This window comes from Bacillus amyloliquefaciens DSM 7 = ATCC 23350 (genome assembly GCF_000196735.1).
GTDB classification, from domain to species: domain Bacteria; phylum Bacillota; class Bacilli; order Bacillales; family Bacillaceae; genus Bacillus; species Bacillus amyloliquefaciens.
In genome coordinates this window covers 390,997-409,924 of sequence record NC_014551.1, presented here as the reverse complement: position 1 = coordinate 409,924, position 18,928 = coordinate 390,997, and the positions used below count along the sequence as shown (strand labels likewise).

Below are 18,928 nucleotides of genomic sequence, written 5' to 3'. Positions count from 1 at the left end.
TCCCTCTTTCTGTTTGATTAGTTTTTAAGCTTTTCAATCAGTTCATCGTATTTCGGACTGTTTAAGAAATTATCAACCGAAATGTGCACCGCCTCCGGCCGCTTCGCTTTCGCGCGGTCAGTCAGGTCCTTATGCGTAATGACGATATCCGCGTCATTCGGAAGATTATTGATCGACGTATTTGTCACATCAATATCCAGCTCTGCTTTTTTCACTTTGTTTCTTAAAATGGAAGCGCCCATTGCGCTCGATCCCATACCCGCATCACACGCGAAGATAATGCGGCTGACTTGATCAGCGGAAATATCGGCTGCGCCGCTTTCCGGCTCTTCCTCTGTATCTGCCAATGCGGCCGCCGCTTCGCTTTTCCTGCCTTTCATTTCCTGCATTTTTTCCGCAGCGGCTGTCAGATCTTCTTCACCCGCTTTAGATGATTTCAGAATAAGCGCCGATACGATAAACGATACGGCGGCTGCAACGATGACACCCGCCAGCACACCGAGATAGCTTCCTTTCGGCGTCAGCGCTAAAATCGCGATGATGCTGCCCGGCGATGATGCTGCGACAAGTCCCGCGTTAAAAATCGAGAATGTGAGCAGTCCGCTCGCTCCTCCCGCGATCGCCGCGAGGATCAGCATCGGTTTCATTAAAATGTAAGGGAAATAGATTTCATGAATCCCCCCGAAGAAATGAATGATCGCCGCTCCCGGAGCCGTCGATTTTGAAGAGCCTTTTCCAAAGAACATGTATGCCAGTAAAATACCGAGTCCAGGCCCGGGGTTCGCTTCCACTAAGAACAGAATGGATTTACCCACTTTTGCGGCCTGCTCGATTCCGATCGGACTTAAAATGCCGTGGTTGATCGCGTTATTGAGGAACAGGACTTTCGCCGGTTCAACGAAAACGCTTGCAATCGGCAGCAAATTCGCATGGACAATGACTTCCACACCCGCCGCCAGCAATTTGTTAAGAGACAGGACGACCGGGCCGATCGCATAAAATGCGATAATTGTCAGCACAGCGCCGATAATTCCCGCCGTGAAGTTGTTGATCAGCATTTCAAAACCCTGTCTGACTTTATCTTTAAATAAACGGTCTACTTGTTTAATGAGATAACCGCCCAAAGGCCCCATAATCATTGCGCCTAAGAACATCGGAATGTCTGCTCCGACAATGACTCCGATGGCGGCCGTCGCCCCGACGACTCCCCCGCGATGATCGTAAATCATTTTTCCGCCCGTATATGCGATTAAAAGCGGCAGAAGATACGTAATCATCGGGCTTACCAATGTATTCAGCTGCGGATTCGGAAACCATCCCTTAGGAATAAACAGCGCGGTGATAATTCCCCACGCAATAAATGCGCCGATATTCGGCATGATCATACCGCTTAAATAACTGCCGAACCGCTGTATCTTCACTTTCATGCCAGCTTGCTGTTCTTGCTGCATGTCAATTCCCTCCCTGTTTGCTCGCCTTAAGATGAAAATAAATAAGACACGGGGTTTCTTTCTCCCCTGTGTCTTCATCATAAAACGCTTACAATACTCATTCAACGAAAAGTAAAGAGGAGTTTGGCACATAGAGTGTGACAAATCCTTAACTAAAAAAAAGACACCTCATAACAAGGTGTCTTACCGCTTTCTGTATATAATGTGTCCTTTTGTAACGACGAGTTTCGCAATGAGCCGCTCACTGACAATGAACACCGGATATGCGCATACGAGCGCGAAAATGGCGGCCGGCACATACCGCGCCGCCGGAAACATCGGCATGACAGCGATTCGGGCCATCTGCACAAGATAAATCAAAAGGACCGTTATCGCAATGGCAACAGCCATAATCGGAGCTGATACTTTATATTCACGCAATTTCACATGGCAGTGCCCGCAATCAAACTGGCACGGGATTATGGATGATCTGACCATGTCGCCTGTAATCGGCTTGCCGCAGTTCGGGCAGGTCGTTTCTTTCATGTTTATTCCTCCATTCAACTCTTCTATTATAACAGACTCTGTCTCCGCGTTTTACATTTGTGATTGTTCAACATGTTTTCACATATTTTATCATCAGGCTCTTGTACACATTTGTGAAAACATCTACTCTTAGAAGGAGGTTCATCACTCATTTGCATAAAAAGGAGGATGCAGAATTGCTTCCGATTCACAGACAGCAAACATTGCTTGAATGGCTGAAAGAGGAGGGCCCGCTGAAAATCTCTGACATCAGCGAGAGATTCGGCGTTTCCGAGATGACCGTGTACAGAGACGTCAATCAGCTGGCGGATGCAAACCGGATTATCCGGACCCCCGGCGGCATTACGCTCCCGCCCGCTTCAGAACAAAGCGCCAATCAATGCGGCTATTGCCTGCGGCCGATTCAGCATTCATATTCTGTTCAGCTTATTACCGTTTCACAAGCCGTTGAGCAGATGTGCTGCATTCATTGCGCGATTTTGCGGTATGAGGATAAAAAGGAAGAAGTGTCCCACGTCATTTGTAAGGATTTCCTTCTCCAAACGACGCTGACAGCCGCTTCTGCATACTTTTTAGTTCATGCCGACATTGACCTTCATTGCTGCCGGCCTCAGGCGATTCCTTTCTCAACGCTTGATTACGCGGAACGGTTTCAAAAAGGCTTCGGCGGGGTCATTTGCACTTTTGACAAGGCGGCGGACATCATCTTACACGACAGGCAGAAAGGATGCACCTGCAGCAAGACATAACAACAACCAACCGGAAGGCGGTGTCACCAGCCATGAGACAGAACAAACGCTGGCTCATCTTTTTGCTGTTCCTTGTTTTGATTCCGAAAACAAGCTTCGCCCACGCCTACATCACAAACTCAAATCCGGGTGAGAACAGCGAATTAAAACAAGCGCCAAAGCAGATTGAAATTGAGTTTAATGAACAGATTGAAGAAGGCTTCCACTCCATTAAGGTCTATAATTCATCCGGCGAACGGGTCGATGCGGGCAAAACGGTGATTCAAAAAAATGATTCCCGCATCATGACCGCGGCTTTGAAAAAAAATCTGCCGCATGATATTTACAGAGCGGAATGGAACGCGGTGTCAGCTGACGGACACCCGGTATCCGGCGTCATTCCTTTCAGTATCGGGAAAGCCGGCGGAGGCCTTCAGGAGAAAACATCATCGGAAGCGCCGCTTCACCCCGAAGCGGCCATCGACCGCGGTATTTTGTACACCGCTCTCTCCCTGTTTATCGGCACGGCCTTTTTCCATCTGTTTTGGTTCAGAAAAAATGAAAGTTCATCAAAAAACAGCCGAACCGTAAAGCTGCTCGTTATCTCTTTATGTTTAATGGGACTCGCGCTTGTCTGCCAGCTCCCGATCCAGACGAAAGAAAACGCGGGCGGCGCTTGGAGCGCCGCGTTTCAGCCGGACTATGTAAAAGAAACGCTTCTGAAAACGGCCGGCGGGTATGTCTGGATGATCCAGATCAGCTTATTTATCCTGCTTGCTGTGTCCATGATCCCGCTGTTGAAGAAGAAAGCATTTCGGTCATTTGCGTACTGGACGGCGCCGCTATTGTTCTTTTTCGCTTCGCTTTTGGCAAAAGCATTTGCCGGACATGCGGCGGTCATTGACGAAAAAGCGGTCGGCATCACAATGGACTTTCTCCATTTATCAGCCGCGTCTGTATGGACGGGCGGTATAGCCGCGCTTGTGCTGCTTCTTTCATCAGAGTGGAGAAACACCGATAAAACCATCGCCTGGGAAACGGTCAGACGGTTCTCCCCTTGGGCATTCGCCTCTGTCGGCGTGCTTTTATTTTCAGGTGTGCTGAACGGATTTTTCATTATCCGTTCGTTTGATTCACTCTTTCACACCGCTTACGGCAAGACGCTTCTTTTGAAAATCGGACTGTTTGTCATCATGCTTGCTCTCGGCGCCATTCACGTATGGATGACAAAACTCCGCAGAAACAAAAGCATCAGCGGCACAATAAAGGCCGAATGGGTAATAGGGATTGCGGTGTTATTTACAACCGCCGTCTTCACAAGCCTGCCCAGCCCGCCGCCGCCTGCGCCATTGCCTTTTAACGGCTCAGACATGATCGGAAACGGGGAAACCCTGTCCTTGCACATAACGCCGAACCAGCCGGGTAAAAATGAATTTCAAGTCATTGTCACCGATCACAACGGCAGCCTTGTGAAAGACATTCAGCAATTTACGGTGACGGTTTATCAGACGGGCTTCAGCGGCAAACAGCATGAAAGCACCTTTGATTTGAAAAAAACGAAGGAAGGCACATTCGAAGCCGCCAATATGTCCATCACCGAAAAGGGAAACTGGAAGATCAAAGTCCACGGACTGACAAACGACTTTAATGAAATCAATCAAATATTCTCAACCACAAACTAAGGAGTGTATCTCATGTTGAAAAAAAAGGCTTTAGTATTCATGTCTGCCATAACCCTGTCACTCATCGGTTTTACGGCAACAGCAAGCGCCCACGTCTCAGTCAAACCCGCGGAATCCGCGGCGGGTTCCTGGGAAACGTACACGATGAAAGTGCCTGTGGAAAAAAATGAGCCGACAACGAAAGTCGTGCTGAAAATGCCTGCGGGCGTTGAATTTCAGCAGTACCAGCCGATTCCGGGCTGGAAAACGTCCGTATCAAAGCATGATGACAAAGCGGTCTCCGTCACTTGGGAAGCGAAGAACGGCGGCATTCAGCCCGGCCAATTCCAGCAGTTCACATTTGTTGCGAAAAACCCTGAAAAGACCGGGGATGCCGCTTGGGACGCCTACCAATATTACAAAGACGGCAGCATTGTAGAATGGACGGGTGATGAAAAAGCTGACACGCCTCACTCGATTACGAAAATCACAAAAGCGGCCAACGTGACGGATGCGCACGGAGCTGAACAGTCAAAAGAAGAAAGCAAATCCGGCGTATCAGCGCTTGATATCGCGGCCATCGTTCTGTCAGCTGCGGCGATTATCCTTTCCATCGCGGCGCTTGTTAAGAAAAAACGCGCATAAAGCAAAAAGCGATCCGGCTCATAAGAGCTGCGATCGCTTTTTTTCTTATCCGCGGCCTGCCTGGAATGACGGATATTGTGTCATTCCGCCGTCAGCAAACAGCGTAATGCCGGTCACGTAGCTTGATTCCTTTGAAGCAAGCCAGACGGCGACAGCCGCGATTTCTTCCGGCTCACCGATATACCCCATCGGAATCATGCTTTCCACATCTTTTTTCTGAACGGGATCCGCAAACTTTTCCGCATTGATCGGCGTATTGATGGCGCCCGGCCCGATATTGTTAACACGGATGCGCTTCGGCGCGTACTCAAGCGCCAATGTTTCCGTCATTAATTTAATGCCGCCTTTACTTGCCGCATAGTGGACAAACAGCGGCCACGGAATCATTTCATGTACGCTCGACATGTTAATGACGTTTCCTTGAATATCATTCTCTACGTAATATTTAATGGCTTCGCGGCATCCCAGAAAAGCGCCGGTCAGGTTGGTGTTGATGACTTTGTTCCAGTCTTTTAGCGGCATTTTATGCGACTCGACCGGATTTTCCATGCCGGCGTTGTTGATCATGATATCTAATGTGCCGAATTCCTTGACCGCGGTCTGCACAATGTTTTTGACATCCTCTTCTTTTGTAACGTCACCTTGAATAATGACCGCTTCGCCGCCCGCTTTTTGAACTTCTTCTTTTACGGTTTGAGCCTCTTTTTCATTACTGTAGTAGTTAATCACGACTTTCGCCTGCTCCTGCCCGAAGCGGATCGCCATCGCTCTTCCTAATCCTGATGATGCTCCTGTAATGGCAACGACTTTTCCTTTTAGATCCGTGTACATGTTCAAACCTCCTGCATTTGTTATGAATTTGATTTCGCAACGCCTAAGAATACCGCGGCCACGATGATCAGGATAATCCCGATCGCAATGGCGACCAGCTGACGCTTCGTTTTGCTCTCACGGAGAATGAAGATTCCGCCGAGCGTGCTGATGACGATTCCCATTTGAGACAGAGAAAAGCTTGTCGCGACACCGACGCGCGGCTGTGAGATGAACAGAAACATATTCCCGAGCGCCCAGATGATTCCCGGCAGAATGTTCCTGAGGGCGTACTTATTAAACGGTTTGTGCTTGTACGTCAGCAGCAGCCCGCCAATTACCATCCCGATCGCCTGCGGCAGAAGCGCTGACCAGCCGGATACTCCGAACAGCCGGGCCACGACGACATATACCAAATAACCGAGCGTGGAAATAAGCAGGATGACAATGCCTTTTTTTAAGTTTCCCGGTTCTCCGTCCGCCCGCCCCTTTTTATCTTCTAAAGATGTGAGCACAATACCGACGATGATAAAAATAAGGGCGAGAATACCCAGTGTAATCGCGATAGGAGTTGACCATTCCTTGAATACGATCACGCCGAATAAAGAAGTCGAGACGAGCTGCATTCCCGTCGAAATCGGCATGGTTTTCGAAACGCCCATCAGCTGTATGCTTTTCAGCTGATTGCTTTGGCCGAGCGACCAAAACAGCCCCGATACGATGCCGACAATAAAGATCCGCACAGACAGCACCGGGTGGACAAACAGATATAACACAAACGAAACGATGAGCGCCCCGATTGTCGTTCCCAGTGTCTGACTGTAAGGCCCGCCGCCTAATTTGACGTTAAATAACACGATGCTCCCCCAGAACAAAGCCGGGAGAAGAGCCAGTAATATATCCATGATGGCGACCTTCTTTCAATCGTATTTGCTGTTATTTTGTCTGGAATCGAACCGATTATTCCCATGAGATCAAAAAAGCCTGCCGGCGATTTCACCGGCAGACTGCTCAATTAAAAAAGCCCCCGCTTAGAAGCAGGGGCTCTCTTTCAGCTATTAAAGTCCGATTGACATGTATTTGGTTTCGAGATACGGCTCAATGCCTTCCGTACCGCCTTCTCGGCCGATGCCGCTTTCTTTCATTCCGCCGAACGGCGCTTGAACCGCGGACGGACCGCCGTCGTTCCAGCCGATGATGCCGTATTCAAGCTGTTCAGAAATATAGATGCCGCGGCGGTAGTTTTCTGTGAAGAAATAAGCCGCAAGCCCGAACGGCGTATCGTTCGCAAGCTTGATCGCTTCATCGATATCTGAGAACGTAACGATCGGCGCAACCGGACCGAATGTTTCTTCATGCATGATGTTCATGGATGTGTCTACATTTGACAGCACGGTCGGCGTAACGAAATAGCATCCTTTTTCATCGTTTTGGTCATACGTTCCGCCCGTCAGCACTTTCGCGCCTTTTTCCACGGCGTCATTAATTTGGCCGACGATTTTATCGAAGCCTTTTTTGTTGATGACGGGACCAACGTTTACGCCTTTTTCAAGACCGTTTCCGACTTTGAGTTTCGCAGCTTCTTCACTCAGTTTTTTCGCAAACTCGTCTTTCACGGATTCGTGAACGATCAGGCGGTTCGCACAGACGCAGGTTTGGCCGGCATTTCTGAATTTAGAGGCCATTGTTTGGGCTACCGCCAGATCAAGATCAGCGTCTTCATCCACGATCAGCGGCGCATGTCCGCCAAGCTCCATCGACATATGTTTGACGGTGTCGGCACTGTTTTTCATCAGGATTTTGCCGACAGGCGTTGAGCCGGTGAAAGTAATTTTGCGGATTTTCGGACTGCTGGTAAAGACGTTTCCGATTTCGGCTCCGTCACCGATCACCACTTGCAGCACGTCCTCCGGAATTCCCGCTTCAAATGCGAGACGCGCAAGGGCGTAAGCGGAAAGCGGCGTATCTTCCGCCGGCTTGATGATGAATGTACAGCCTGCCGCCAAAGCCGGCGCGGCTTTTCGGGTGATCATCGCATTCGGGAAATTCCACGGCGTGATCGCCGCTACCGGGCCGACCGCCTGACGGGTGACGACAATCCGTTTGCCCGTAGTCGGCGCAGGTACGGTTCTGCCGTAAATCCGTTTTGCTTCTTCGGCAAACCATTCAATATAGCCGGCGCCGTATAAAACTTCTCCGACCGCTTCTTCATACGGTTTACCGTTTTCCTTCGTAATTAATTCCGCAAGTTCTTCTTTATTTTCAACAATCAGCTCATACCATTTTTTCAAAAGGGAAGCACGTTCTCCCGCTGATGTTTTGGACCATGATTGAAACGCTTTGTGTGAACGTTCAATCGCTTTTTCAACATCTTCGGCCGTCTGCTGAGGGATGCTTTCGATCGCCTCTCCCGTTGCCGGGTTGTAAACTGTTAATTGTTCTGGCATATTGAACATTCCTTTCTCTGCTATAGTAAAACCATTGAATGCTTATTGATGTATCTCACACTCTCATGATAGCAGACCCATCCGCCGGCATTCCAATAATTGAACTCACAAAGCGGCTTCGATAATGGAAAGGCCTTCTTTGAGCTGTTCATCCGTCACGACAAGCGGCGTCAGAAATCTGATAATGTTGCCGTTAATGCCTGCCGTCAATAGCAGCAGCCCATTCTCATTCGCCGCTTTTGCGACAGCCGCGGCTTTTGCTTTGTCCGGTTCTCGCGTGTCCGGATCTTTGACAATTTCGATGGCCGCCATCGCGCCGAGTCTGCGCACTTCTCCGATACAGGCATGCTCTTTTTTCCATTCGAGCGCCTGATGCTCAATGATGCGGCCGATCTCCTCGGAGCGCTGATTAAGCCCTTCTTCTTCAATAATGTCCAAGACGGCAAGCGCAGCCGCACAGCCGAGAGGGCTTCCCGCATATGTGCCGCCAAGTTCCCCCGGCGCGGCGGCATCAAGCATTTCCGCCCGGCCGATGACGCCGCTCAGCGGCAATCCGGCCGCGAGTGATTTAGATACGGTAATCAAATCAGGAACGGCTCCGAAATGCTCGATCGCAAAATACGTTCCCGTTCTGGCAAACCCGGTCTGAATCTCATCCGCCACAAAAACGATGCCGTGTTTTTTACAAAAAGCGGCGACGTGCTGCACGAAACGTTTTGAAGGAATGATAAAACCGCCTTCTCCCTGAACCGGTTCCATGACGACACAGGCCACGGTTTCCGGCGCAACTGCGGCGATAAAGAAATCATCAAAAGCGCTGATGATAAAGTCGTCATACTGCTCATTGCTCATGCCGGCCGGCTTTTGATAATAGTAAGGAAACGGCGCCTGATACACCTCTGAGGCAAACGGGCCGAATCCGAATTTATAAGGCTTTACCTTGCTCGTCATGCTCATCGTCATGTTCGTGCGGCCGTGAAACCCTCTTGTGAATGAGACGACAGCCTGGCGCTTCGTATATTTTCTGGCGATTTTCACGGCGTTTTCCACCGCTTCCGCTCCGGAGTTGAGAAAAATCGCTTTTTTCGCATGATCTCCCGGCGCAATGGCGCAGAGTTTTTCGGCCAGCTCAATATAAGACGGATACATCATGACGTTAAATCCCGGGTGAATGAGAGCCTCCGCCTGTTTCTTCACGGCCTCCACCACCTTCGGATGGGAATGGCCGACATTCAGCGTTCCGATCGCTCCGGCAAAATCAATGAATCGTCTGCCGTCCAAATCGTATAAAAGCGCCCCTTCGCCTTTTACCGCCATACTGCGGTTTCCGTTGCCGACCCCATTGGAAACAAATTGATCCCGTTTTTGCTGCCACTGGGCAGTTGTCACTTCAGATGATACTGTTTGACTCATAGATTTCATCCCCCTGCATTGTTTTCTTATCATTCTGACTTCTTTTTGGTATGATGAAAAGTACCAAAATCAATTTATCCATGGTATCAGAAAGGGGTCAGGGTCTGTATGCTGACAATTTCCATTGATCATTCGGAAACGGCGGATTATATCTATCAGCAGATCTACCAGCACGTAAAAGCGGCCGTTTTGAAGCGCAGCCTGATGCCTCACACAAAGGTGCCGTCTAAACGGGAGCTTGCCGAGACGCTGAAGGTCAGCGTGAATTCAGTGAATTCGGCTTATCAGCAGCTGCTTTCGGAAGGTTATTTATATGCAGTCGAAAGAAAAGGCTTTTTCGTTGAGGAAATTGATACGTTTTATCACGAAGAAGCGCCGTCGCTCTTATTGCCTGACGATTTGAGAGAACGGGAACCGGACAAAAGCGGCTGGATTTCGTTTTCACATATGAGCGTGGATACGGCTCATTTCCCCCTGAAAAGCTGGTTTCGCTGTGAGCAGAAAGCAGCCGCCCGTTCATTTCATACGCTTGGTGAACTCGTCCATCCGCAAGGCTTATATGAAGTCCGGGAAACAATCTCAAGGCTTATTTCTCTGACAAGGGGCGTCACATGCCGGCCGGAGCAAATCGTGCTCGGGGCGGGTACGCAAATGCTGATGCAGCTGCTGACGGAACTGCTGCCAAAAGACGCGCTGTACGCCATGGAGAACCCGGGATATATGAGGATGTACCGGCTGCTGCAAAACCTCGGGAAAAAGACGGCGACGGTCAGCCTTGATGAAAAAGGCATGTCTATGGCCGAAATCGAAAAGCAGCGGCCCTGTGTATTGATCACCACGCCGTCCCATCAATTTCCCTCAGGTGTGATCATGCCCGCTTCCCGGCGGATTCAGCTTTTAAACTGGGCCGCCGAACAGGACGGCCGCTTCATTATAGAAGATGACTATGACAGTGAATTTAAATATGACGCCGACACGATACCGGCGCTTCAAAGCCTTGACCGGTTTCAAAACGTCATCTACATGGGGACCTTTTCAAAATCCCTTTTCCCCGGCCTGCGCATCAGCTACATGGTTCTGCCGCCCGGACTTTTGCGGGCGTTCAAAGAAAGAACGTATGACCTGCATACGTGCAGCACGCTTGGCCAGCTGGCGCTTAAAGAATTTATCGATTCAGGTGAATATCAGAAACATATTAAGAAGATGAAGCAGCATTATAAGAACATGCGTGAGCGTCTCATTTCGGCCCTGGAAGAAACATTCGGAGAAAGAATCAATGTAAAGGGCGCCAATGCGGGCCTTCATTTTGTCATTGAGTTTGACTGCCCCCGTTCAGAAAAAGAGATATTGGCACGGGCGGATGCGGAACAGCTCGACCTGTTTGCGATGAGCCGGTTCCGCCTGAAAGCGGGCGGCGAATCAAACAAACCTCAGCTCATCCTGGGATTCGCCCGTCTGAAGGAGAAAGAGATTCAAGAAGGCGTTACAAGGCTGTACCGGGCGGTTTTCGGCGCATAAAAAAACCCCCGGAATTCGGGGATTTAGTTACCAGCGGTCCGGCTCTGTCTGTAAAATCGCCTCCAGCAGGCCGGGAAACGCCTCTTGTAAATCATCTTTGCGCAGGGAATAATAACGGTGCTTTCCGTCTATGCGCACTTGGGCGACCCCCGCCTCCCGCAGCACTTTGAAGTGATGGGACAGCGTTGATTTGGCGACCCGGACATCAGCACATGTGCTGCACGTTTTTTCTGTTGTTTCCGCCAACTGTTTGACCAGCTCTAAACGGAGCGGATCACTCAGAGCATGAAGAACCTTTGTCAGCTGTAAGCGGGCGGTTTCAGGATGGTTTGGAATGTTCATGAGTCAAATGTAACACATATAAGCGGCGGGTGACAATTTAGGCCGTAAGGGTTTTTTCTTTACCTTGCGCGGCGATACATGTTACAGTTAGTTCGATAATATTCGAACTATAACAAATAAACCCAATCAGGAGGAATAACAATGATCGTTTTACAGGCCTACATGAAAGTAAAAGCGGATAAACGCGAGGAATTTTTAGGAGAAGCGCAATCACTTGTTCAGCATTCACGCGCGGAAGAAGGAAATGTGCAATACGACCTTTTCGAAAAGATCGGTGAGGAAAATACTTTCGTCATGCTTGAGCAATGGAAAGATGAAGAAGCGATGAAATCCCACAACGCCACTGACCATTTCCAAGGATTCGTGGCAAAAGCCAAAGACCTGCTGAGTGCGCCGCTTGATGTCGTACGCACAGAGCTATCAGAGTAACGAAAGGATGAATGACATGAACGAAGTCCTTCAAATATTAACAGACCACCGTTCCATCCGGAGCTACACCGATGAGCCCGTATCAGATGAACAGCTGGATCTTATCATCCAAGCGGCTCAAGCAGCGCCGACCTCCATTAACGGCCAGCAATTTACCGTTATTGCGGTGAAGGATAAAGAACGAAAGAAAAAAATATCCGAATTGGCTGGCGGCCAGCCGTGGATTGACCAAGCGCCGGTTTTCTTATTATTCTGCGCTGATTTTAACCGTGCCAAAATTGCGCTTGAAGAATATAATGATACACCGCTTGAGGTAACGAACGGTTTAGAGTCCGTTCTTGTCGGAGCCGTTGATGTCGGGATTGCGCTCGGTACGGCAACAGCTGCGGCTGAATCAATGGGACTCGGCACTGTGCCGATCGGCGCCGTGCGCGGCAAGCCGGATGAACTGATTGAATTGCTGAAACTTCCGAAATACGTTTTCCCGGTTTCCGGTCTCGTCATCGGCCATCCGGCAGACCGCTCCGCGAAAAAACCGCGTCTGCCGCAAGCAGCCGTTCTTCATCATGAAACGTATCAAGAGGAAGGTTTAAGAACACATATTGAGGCCTATGACAAGCAGATGTCCGAATACATGCAAAACCGCACCGGCGGACAGGAAACAAGAAACTGGTCACAAGGCATCACCTCCTACTATAAACAGCTTTATTATCCTCACATTCGTGAAATGCTTGAAAAACAAGGGTTTAAGACGGATAAATAAGCGCATCAGCCTGCCGGAAACACTCCGGCAGGCTTTTTCTTTTTCGCAAACAAAAGCGTTGACACTGTGTAAAAATTTTTGTTAATATTTTCATCATATACTCATTGGTTTTCTGTGAACCGATGGGTTTTCTATTGTGACGAAAGAAGGAATCTGGGCTTATGAATGATAAGAAAACGGATATTCTGCTGGCGGCAAGAAAGCTTTTTTCTGAGAAAAGTTTTTCGTCGGTTTCGATGCAGGCGATTGCCGAGGAGTGCAAAGTCTCCAAAGCATCTTTATATAAGCTGTTTGAATCAAAGGAAGATCTGCTCTTGGAGCTGCTTGATTTTAACCAGAAACAGATGGTAGCGGCTGCCTCATTATTAAATGAAGAAACAAGCCTGTCCCCTGAAGAACGGTTTGCCAAAAAACTGATGGCTGAGCTTGAGGGTTTCAGGCGCAATCAGCAGTTCTTTAACATGCTGATGTACGGAAGCCCTTCCTCTATTAATGAACGGGTAAAACGGCATATTCACAGGGCCCGCTCCATCTTTATCTGCTGGCATCGAGATTCACTGATTCAGACGTACGGCGAAGAGATCATTCCTTATGTATGGGAGCTGGTTATTGTCCTTCAGGGGCTTTTGAGAGAATGCATCACGCTGATTAAGCTGGAAAAAGAACCGCTCGCCCTGGAGCCGCTCACGGAGTTTATCATCCGCCACCTCAATCTCATCGTTGAAAACAGGAAAACCGAAACCGCTTTGCCTCAGGAGATGATTGACCTTTATATCGCCTCCGCTTCCTCATTTGAGCCGAAAGGCAAAACCGTATTGCTGGCTGAAAGCCTGAAAGAGCTGAAAGAAGCCGTCTCAGCTCTTCCGGAGGAAAAATACGATGCCGCAGGGCTCGCCTCCGCGGCATCCATGCTGGAGAAAGAATCAGCGGACAAACAGCCGCGGGATTTCCTCTTAAAAGCGCTCATCGGTTATTTGGAACAGGCCGGACCGCTGCACCAGCCGCTTGCAGCCGTTAAAACATTGCTCAAACTATAAAGAAAGAAGGAATCAGCTTGAATAAGAGTATTGAAACTGCACCATACAACCGCTCTGTCATTGTCGGGATTCTTTTGGCGGGAGCGTTCGTCGCCATTTTGAACCAGACACTGCTTATCACGGCGCTGCCTCATATTATGAATGACTTCAATATAGACGCCAACAAAGCGCAATGGCTGACAACGTCGTTTATGCTGACAAACGGGATTTTGATTCCGATTTCCGCATTTTTAATAGAGAAATTCACCAGCCGCACCCTCTTGATTTCCGCCATGAGTATTTTCACAGCGGGCACCATTGTCGGCGCATTCGCCCCGAACTTTCCGGTATTATTAACGGCCCGGATTATCCAGGCGGCCGGTGCCGGAATTATGCTGCCGCTCATGCAGACGGTATTTCTCACGATTTTCCCAATGGAAAAACGCGGCCGCGCGATGGGAATGGTCGGCTTGGTTATTTCGTTCGCGCCGGCGATCGGCCCGACGCTTTCCGGATGGGCGGTCGAAGCATTCTCTTGGCGGTCTTTGTTTTATATTATCTTTCCGATCGCAGTCATCGATTTGCTTTTAGCAATTATTCTGATGAAAAACGTCACGACATTACGAAAAACACAGATTGATATTTTATCCGTGATCTTATCGACACTCGGATTCGGCGGTCTGCTTTACGGTTTCTCAAGCGCCGGCTCATCAGGATGGACCAGTACTGAAGTGCTGACCTCGCTGCTTGTCGGAGCGGTCGCGCTGATTTTCTTTATCGCAAGACAGATCAAGCTCAAAAAACCGATGCTGGAATTCCGCGTGTTTTCCTTCGGGATTTTCAGCCTGACCACCCTGCTCGGCACGCTTGTTTTCGCGCTGCTGATCGGTACGGAAACCATTCTTCCGCTCTACACGCAAAAGGTCCGCGGCGTATCCGCGTTTGATACCGGATTAATGCTTTTGCCGGGCGCAATTGTGATGGGAATGATGTCTCCGTTTATCGGCCGGATTTTTGATAAAATCGGCGGAAAGGGCCTTGCGATGACCGGATTCTTCATTATCCTGCTCACGTCCCTGCCGTTTATGAATCTGACAGACTCGACTTCTCTCATTTGGATTGTCGTCGTTTACACCGCGCGGCTTTTAGGAACAGCCATGATTATGATGCCGGTGACGACAGCGGGAATCAACGCCCTGCCGCGCCACTTAATCCCGCACGGAACAGCCATGAACAATACCGTCCGCCAAGTCGGCGGTTCTATCGGTACGGCGCTGCTTGTTTCCGTTATGAGCAGCCAGGCCGCGCACGCAAATGCGTCGTCTCCGGCAAACGCCGCCCTGCACGGCATGAATGCGGCATTTGTCGTAGCTGCCTGCATCGCGCTGGCCGGATTCCTGCTATCTTTTACTTTGAAGAAAAAACCAAGTCAGCCCGAGCAGCAGCAGGCCGTCACGCGCTAAACGAAAAAGAACCCGATCACTTGTGTGACCGGGTTCTTTTTTACTTCTCAATTCCGTTTTTTACTTCTTTCACCATTTGCGCCATGGATTCCAGGCCGCCTCCTGATAAGTACCATGTAGCTGAGTCAAGGTATACAACATGGTTGTTTTTCACGGCTTTCACCGATTTCACATAATCATTTTCAACCACTTGTTTTGTTGAAGATTTTGAGCCGATCGCTGTTCCGCGGTCAACGACAAACAAGTAATCAGGGTTTGTTTTGGCGATATATTCATAGGAAATGCTTTGTCCGTGCAGTGATGCTTCGATGTTTTTGTCAGCCGGTTTGACGCCGAACACATCATGAATGAAGCCGTATCTTGATTTAGATCCGAACGCGCTGATTTTCCCGTCGTTCGCCATCACCACTAAACCGTTTTTATCCGTGCTGCTTGTCTTTTTCTTCAGATCAGCAATGGATTTGTCAATTTTCGCAAGCTTATCTTTCACTTCATTTTCTTTGTTGAAAATTTTGCCGATCACTTCGGTGTTATGCTTGAATCTGTCAACGTAGTTTGTATAGTCATCATCAAGATAAATCGTCGGCGCGATTTTTGAGAACTCTTTGTAAGAATCAGATTGTCTGTGAGCGATAATGATTAAATCCGGATCAATATCCGCGACTTTTTCGAAATCCGGTTCTTTTAAACCGCCTGTATTGGCGTATTTATCACTTTTGTATGAAGATAAGTATTTTGGAATGCTTTGTTTCGGAAGTCCCGCGACATGATCCTGTAAACCGAGTTCATCCATCGTATCCAGCATTCCGAAGTTGAATACGACGACTTTCTTCGGATTCTTCGGCACTTTGACTCCTTCTTTGTTCAGGTCATCCTTAATCGTGATTGTTTCTTTTGATTTGCCTGATGTTTTGTCCCCGTTTCCGTTTCCGCATGCAGAAACAACAAAAATCGTAACGAGCGCAATGAAAAGCAATGCGAATTTTTTCATGACTTTCACCTCATCTGGTTTTTAAGAAAAATACACACCGATCCGCTGACTGTCAATCTCTTGAATCGGGATGGTCATATCATAAATCTCTTCAAGCACAGAGGTTTCAATAATCTCCTCCGCCGGCCCTTCTTTGACGATCCGGCCGTTTTTCAAAGCAACGATATGGTCTGAATATACTGATGCGAAGTTGATATCGTGAATCACTACGACGACCGTTTTTCCGAAGTCTTCCACAAGCCGCTTCAACAGCTTCATCATTTCAACGGAATGCTTCATATCTAAATTGTTCAGCGGCTCATCGAGAAAAATATAGTCGGTATCCTGAGCGATGATCATCGCGATAAACGCCCTCTGGCACTGTCCTCCGCTGAGCTGATCGAGATATTTATCCTTTAAGTCATCAAGCTTCATATAACTGAGTGCCTGGTTGATATGCACCCAATCCTCATCCGTCAGTTTTCCTTGAGAATAAGGAAATCGTCCGAAGCTGACCAGGTCTTTAATCGTCAGCCTGATATTGATTTGATTTGTCTGTTTCAGGATGCTGATTTTTTTCGCCAGATCATTGCTTTTGCAAGACCCGATCTCTTGTCCGTCAACCGTGATTTCTCCGGAATCCGTCTTAATCAGCCGGCTCATGATAGACAGCAGCGTGCTTTTTCCCGCGCCGTTCGGACCGATAAACGAGGTGAGCCTGCCCTTTTGAATGGAAAGAGACGTTTTCTCAAGGACGACTTTCCCGCCGTATTGTTTGCTTACATTTTTGACCTCTACCATGATTTATTCTCCTTTAACAGCAAATAGATGAAATAAATCCCGCCGGCAAAATTAATGATGACGCTCAGCGTTGTGGAAAACGTGAACACTTTCTCCACGACGAACTGGCCTCCGACAAGCGCAACAATGCTGATCAGAACAGAACCCGCAATTAAATACGTGTGCCTGTAGGTTTTTAAAAACTCTCTCGCCAGATTGACGACAAGCAGCCCTAAAAACATGATCGGCCCGACAAGAGCCGTAGAGACGGACACAAGTATAGCGACGACAATGAGCATCTGTTTCACAAGCTTATCGTAATCAATCCCAAGGTTGACGGCGTGTTCCCGGCCGAGCGACAGCACGTCAAAGAACCGCGTGAACCGCCAGACATAAATGCCTGTCAGAAGAAAGACAGCACCGGCGAATCCTAAAAGATCGGTGTTGATATTGTTAAAGCTGGCAAACATTTTGTCCTGAACAACCTGGAACTCATTCGGATCAATCAGCATCTGCATAAACGATGACAGACTGTTGAACAGCGTGCCGAACACGACGCCGACAAGCAGAAGGAAAAACACGTTCCGCCCCTCGCCTTTAAACATGAGCTGATACAAAACGAGTGACAAGAGCACCATCAGCCCGACGGAGATGACGAAATTAAGGTTTTTGTTCATCATGACGATATTCATTGAACCGAACAGGAACACGATGACGGTCTGAATGAGCATATACAGGGAATCGAGGCCTAAAATGCCCGGTGTCAGTATGCGGTTATTTGTAATCGTCTGGAAGATGACCGTTGAAAATGCGATCGCTCCTCCGGTGAGCATCATGGCAAGCACTTTGAAGCATCGTCTCGGCAGGGAGTATTCCCAATTGCCCAATCCGTAGAACAGAAAGAATCCGATACATATAATGGCGAGCGCCGCCAGCAGCGTAATTTTTTTATTATGACTCATATGCTTTTCTCCTTAACAGCATATACAGGAAGATGCCGCTGCCGATCACACCGACCATCAGGCCGATGGAAATTTCGTACGGGAATATGATCACCCTTCCCAAAATGTCGCAAAACAGCACAAAAACAGCACCTAACAGAGCTGTGTGAGGCAGGCTGCTCCTCAGGTTGTCCCCTTTGTAGATCGACACCATATTCGGAATGATCAAACCGAGAAACGGCAGCATCCCGACGGTCAAAATCACAAGTGAAGCGATAAGCGACACAATGATCAGACCGATATTGACGACGCGTTTGTATTTCAGGCCGAGATTGACGGAAAAGCTCTCTCCCATTCCAGCCACCGTAAACTTATCCGCATACACATAAGCGATGATCACCAGCGGGATACTCAGGTATAAAAGCTCGTAGCGGCCTTTAACGACCAATGAGAAATCCCCCTGAAGCCAAGACGACAGGTTTTGGATCAGATCGTATTTATATGCGATAAACGTGGCGATTGAGCTGACGATATTCCCAAGCATTAAACCGACGAGAGGAATAAAAATCGCATCATTAAACTTGATTCTCTCGAGGATTTTCATGAAAAGGAAATTTCCCGCCAACGCGAAAATAAAAGCGATTGACATTTTCACAAGCGGACTCGCTGACGTAAAAAGCATTAATGAAATCAAAATTCCGAGCCTCGCCCAGTCCATCGTTCCCGCAGTCGTCGGCGATACAAATTTATTCCGGCTGATCTGCTGCATAATTAATCCGCAGATGCTCAGGCTCATGCCGGCAATAATAATGCTCGCCAGACGCGGCAGCCGGCTTTCAAATAATGTACTTGCCTGTTCTTTATTTAAATGAAAAATATCCAGCGGCGACAAATCTTCTACCCCGATAAAAATAGAAGTACACGCCAATACCGCCAGTAACAAAAGTAAGTAACGTAGCTTCATGCTGCCTCCCTGAACCCATCACAAACGGTATGACTCATTGCCAAACAACTCCCATATATCCC

The 18,928-nt window shown here is 48.6% G+C and carries 19 protein-coding genes; 8 read left to right on the top strand and 11 right to left on the bottom strand.

What is annotated here, in order from left to right; translation table 11 throughout:
- Window positions 1–17: 17 nt before the first annotated feature.
- Both BAMF_RS22270 and BAMF_RS22265 read right to left on the bottom strand, forming a co-directional pair.
- Window positions 18–1,451, bottom strand: a complete 1,434-nt coding sequence (locus BAMF_RS22270; RefSeq protein WP_013351025.1) for a PTS mannitol transporter subunit IICB — start codon at window positions 1,449–1,451, stop codon at window positions 18–20.
- Between the two features lie 183 nt (window positions 1,452–1,634).
- Window positions 1,635–1,976: a hypothetical protein gene (locus BAMF_RS22265; RefSeq protein ID WP_013351024.1), complete on the bottom strand. Its 342-nt coding sequence runs from the start codon at window positions 1,974–1,976 to the stop codon at window positions 1,635–1,637.
- Window positions 1,977–2,152: 176 nt separating this feature from the next.
- Between BAMF_RS22265 and BAMF_RS22260 the strand changes: the two genes are divergently transcribed.
- The 3 genes from BAMF_RS22260 to BAMF_RS22250 are packed head-to-tail and all read left to right on the top strand — an operon-like array spanning window position 2,153 to window position 5,010.
- Window positions 2,153–2,725 (top strand): DeoR family transcriptional regulator, encoded by a 573-nt coding sequence (locus BAMF_RS22260; protein ID WP_041481699.1) that lies wholly within the window; start codon window positions 2,153–2,155, stop codon window positions 2,723–2,725.
- Window positions 2,726–2,757: 32 nt separating this feature from the next.
- On the top strand, window positions 2,758–4,386 hold the full coding sequence (locus tag BAMF_RS22255; RefSeq protein WP_013351022.1) for a copper resistance protein CopC: 1,629 nt from the start codon (window positions 2,758–2,760) through the stop codon (window positions 4,384–4,386).
- A gap of 12 nt (window positions 4,387–4,398) precedes the next feature.
- Window positions 4,399–5,010 carry a YcnI family copper-binding membrane protein gene (locus BAMF_RS22250; protein ID WP_013351021.1) on the top strand — a complete coding sequence of 204 codons (612 nt, stop codon included), beginning with the start codon at window positions 4,399–4,401 and terminating at the stop codon, window positions 5,008–5,010.
- Between the two features lie 45 nt (window positions 5,011–5,055).
- On the opposite strand, the gene gdh is transcribed toward BAMF_RS22250, so the two are convergent.
- The 4 genes from gdh to gabT form a co-directional block, all read right to left on the bottom strand.
- Complete coding sequence (gene gdh, locus BAMF_RS22245; protein WP_013351020.1) at window positions 5,056–5,841, bottom strand: glucose 1-dehydrogenase; 786 nt, start codon at window positions 5,839–5,841, stop codon at window positions 5,056–5,058.
- 20 nt (window positions 5,842–5,861) lie between these two features.
- Window positions 5,862–6,725, bottom strand: a complete 864-nt coding sequence (locus tag BAMF_RS22240; protein ID WP_013351019.1) for a RhaT/GlcU family sugar-proton symporter — start codon at window positions 6,723–6,725, stop codon at window positions 5,862–5,864.
- Between the two features lie 153 nt (window positions 6,726–6,878).
- Entirely contained in the window at window positions 6,879–8,267 is a 1,389-nt protein-coding gene (gabD, locus tag BAMF_RS22235) for a succinate-semialdehyde dehydrogenase (protein ID WP_013351018.1), read from the bottom strand.
- A 105-nt stretch (window positions 8,268–8,372) separates the two neighbouring features.
- Window positions 8,373–9,680, bottom strand: a complete 1,308-nt coding sequence (gene gabT / locus BAMF_RS22230) for a 4-aminobutyrate--2-oxoglutarate transaminase (RefSeq protein ID WP_013351017.1) — start codon at window positions 9,678–9,680, stop codon at window positions 8,373–8,375.
- A 108-nt stretch (window positions 9,681–9,788) separates the two neighbouring features.
- Here gabT and gabR point away from each other — a divergent pair, with 108 nt between their 5' ends.
- Window positions 9,789–11,198: a MocR-like transcriptional regulator GabR gene (gene gabR / locus BAMF_RS22225; RefSeq protein WP_013351016.1), complete on the top strand. Its 1,410-nt coding sequence runs from the start codon at window positions 9,789–9,791 to the stop codon at window positions 11,196–11,198.
- Window positions 11,199–11,225: 27 nt separating this feature from the next.
- Here gabR and BAMF_RS22220 read toward each other — a convergent pair whose 3' ends face one another.
- Window positions 11,226–11,540, bottom strand: coding sequence for an ArsR/SmtB family transcription factor (locus tag BAMF_RS22220; protein WP_013351015.1), 315 nt, complete (start codon window positions 11,538–11,540; stop codon window positions 11,226–11,228).
- Between the two features lie 141 nt (window positions 11,541–11,681).
- Between BAMF_RS22220 and BAMF_RS22215 the strand changes: the two genes are divergently transcribed.
- The 4 genes from BAMF_RS22215 to BAMF_RS22200 all read left to right on the top strand — a co-directional run bounded on the left by BAMF_RS22215 (window position 11,682) and on the right by BAMF_RS22200 (window position 15,211).
- Window positions 11,682–11,969, top strand: a complete 288-nt coding sequence (locus tag BAMF_RS22215) for a putative quinol monooxygenase (RefSeq protein ID WP_013351014.1) — start codon at window positions 11,682–11,684, stop codon at window positions 11,967–11,969.
- 16 nt (window positions 11,970–11,985) lie between these two features.
- Complete coding sequence (gene nfsA / locus BAMF_RS22210) at window positions 11,986–12,732, top strand: oxygen-insensitive NADPH nitroreductase (RefSeq protein WP_013351013.1); 747 nt, start codon at window positions 11,986–11,988, stop codon at window positions 12,730–12,732.
- Window positions 12,733–12,893: 161 nt separating this feature from the next.
- Window positions 12,894–13,769, top strand: coding sequence for a TetR/AcrR family transcriptional regulator (locus BAMF_RS22205; RefSeq protein WP_013351012.1), 876 nt, complete (start codon window positions 12,894–12,896; stop codon window positions 13,767–13,769).
- Between the two features lie 17 nt (window positions 13,770–13,786).
- Complete coding sequence (locus BAMF_RS22200; RefSeq protein WP_013351011.1) at window positions 13,787–15,211, top strand: MDR family MFS transporter; 1,425 nt, start codon at window positions 13,787–13,789, stop codon at window positions 15,209–15,211.
- Between the two features lie 40 nt (window positions 15,212–15,251).
- Here BAMF_RS22200 and BAMF_RS22195 read toward each other — a convergent pair whose 3' ends face one another.
- Genes BAMF_RS22195 through BAMF_RS22180 form a run of 4 tightly spaced genes read right to left on the bottom strand, consistent with a single transcriptional unit; the run spans window position 15,252 to window position 18,866 of the window.
- Complete coding sequence (locus BAMF_RS22195; protein WP_013351010.1) at window positions 15,252–16,202, bottom strand: siderophore ABC transporter substrate-binding protein; 951 nt, start codon at window positions 16,200–16,202, stop codon at window positions 15,252–15,254.
- Window positions 16,203–16,223: 21 nt separating this feature from the next.
- On the bottom strand, window positions 16,224–16,982 hold the full coding sequence (locus BAMF_RS22190) for an iron ABC transporter ATP-binding protein (protein ID WP_013351009.1): 759 nt from the start codon (window positions 16,980–16,982) through the stop codon (window positions 16,224–16,226).
- Complete coding sequence (locus tag BAMF_RS22185) at window positions 16,976–17,923, bottom strand: iron chelate uptake ABC transporter family permease subunit (protein ID WP_003156331.1); 948 nt, start codon at window positions 17,921–17,923, stop codon at window positions 16,976–16,978. The genes BAMF_RS22190 and BAMF_RS22185 overlap by 7 nt, the downstream gene beginning before the upstream one ends.
- Window positions 17,913–18,866, bottom strand: coding sequence for an ABC transporter permease (locus BAMF_RS22180; protein ID WP_013351008.1), 954 nt, complete (start codon window positions 18,864–18,866; stop codon window positions 17,913–17,915). Before BAMF_RS22180 ends, BAMF_RS22185 begins: the two co-directional genes overlap by 11 nt.
- Window positions 18,867–18,928: the final 62 nt, after the last annotated feature.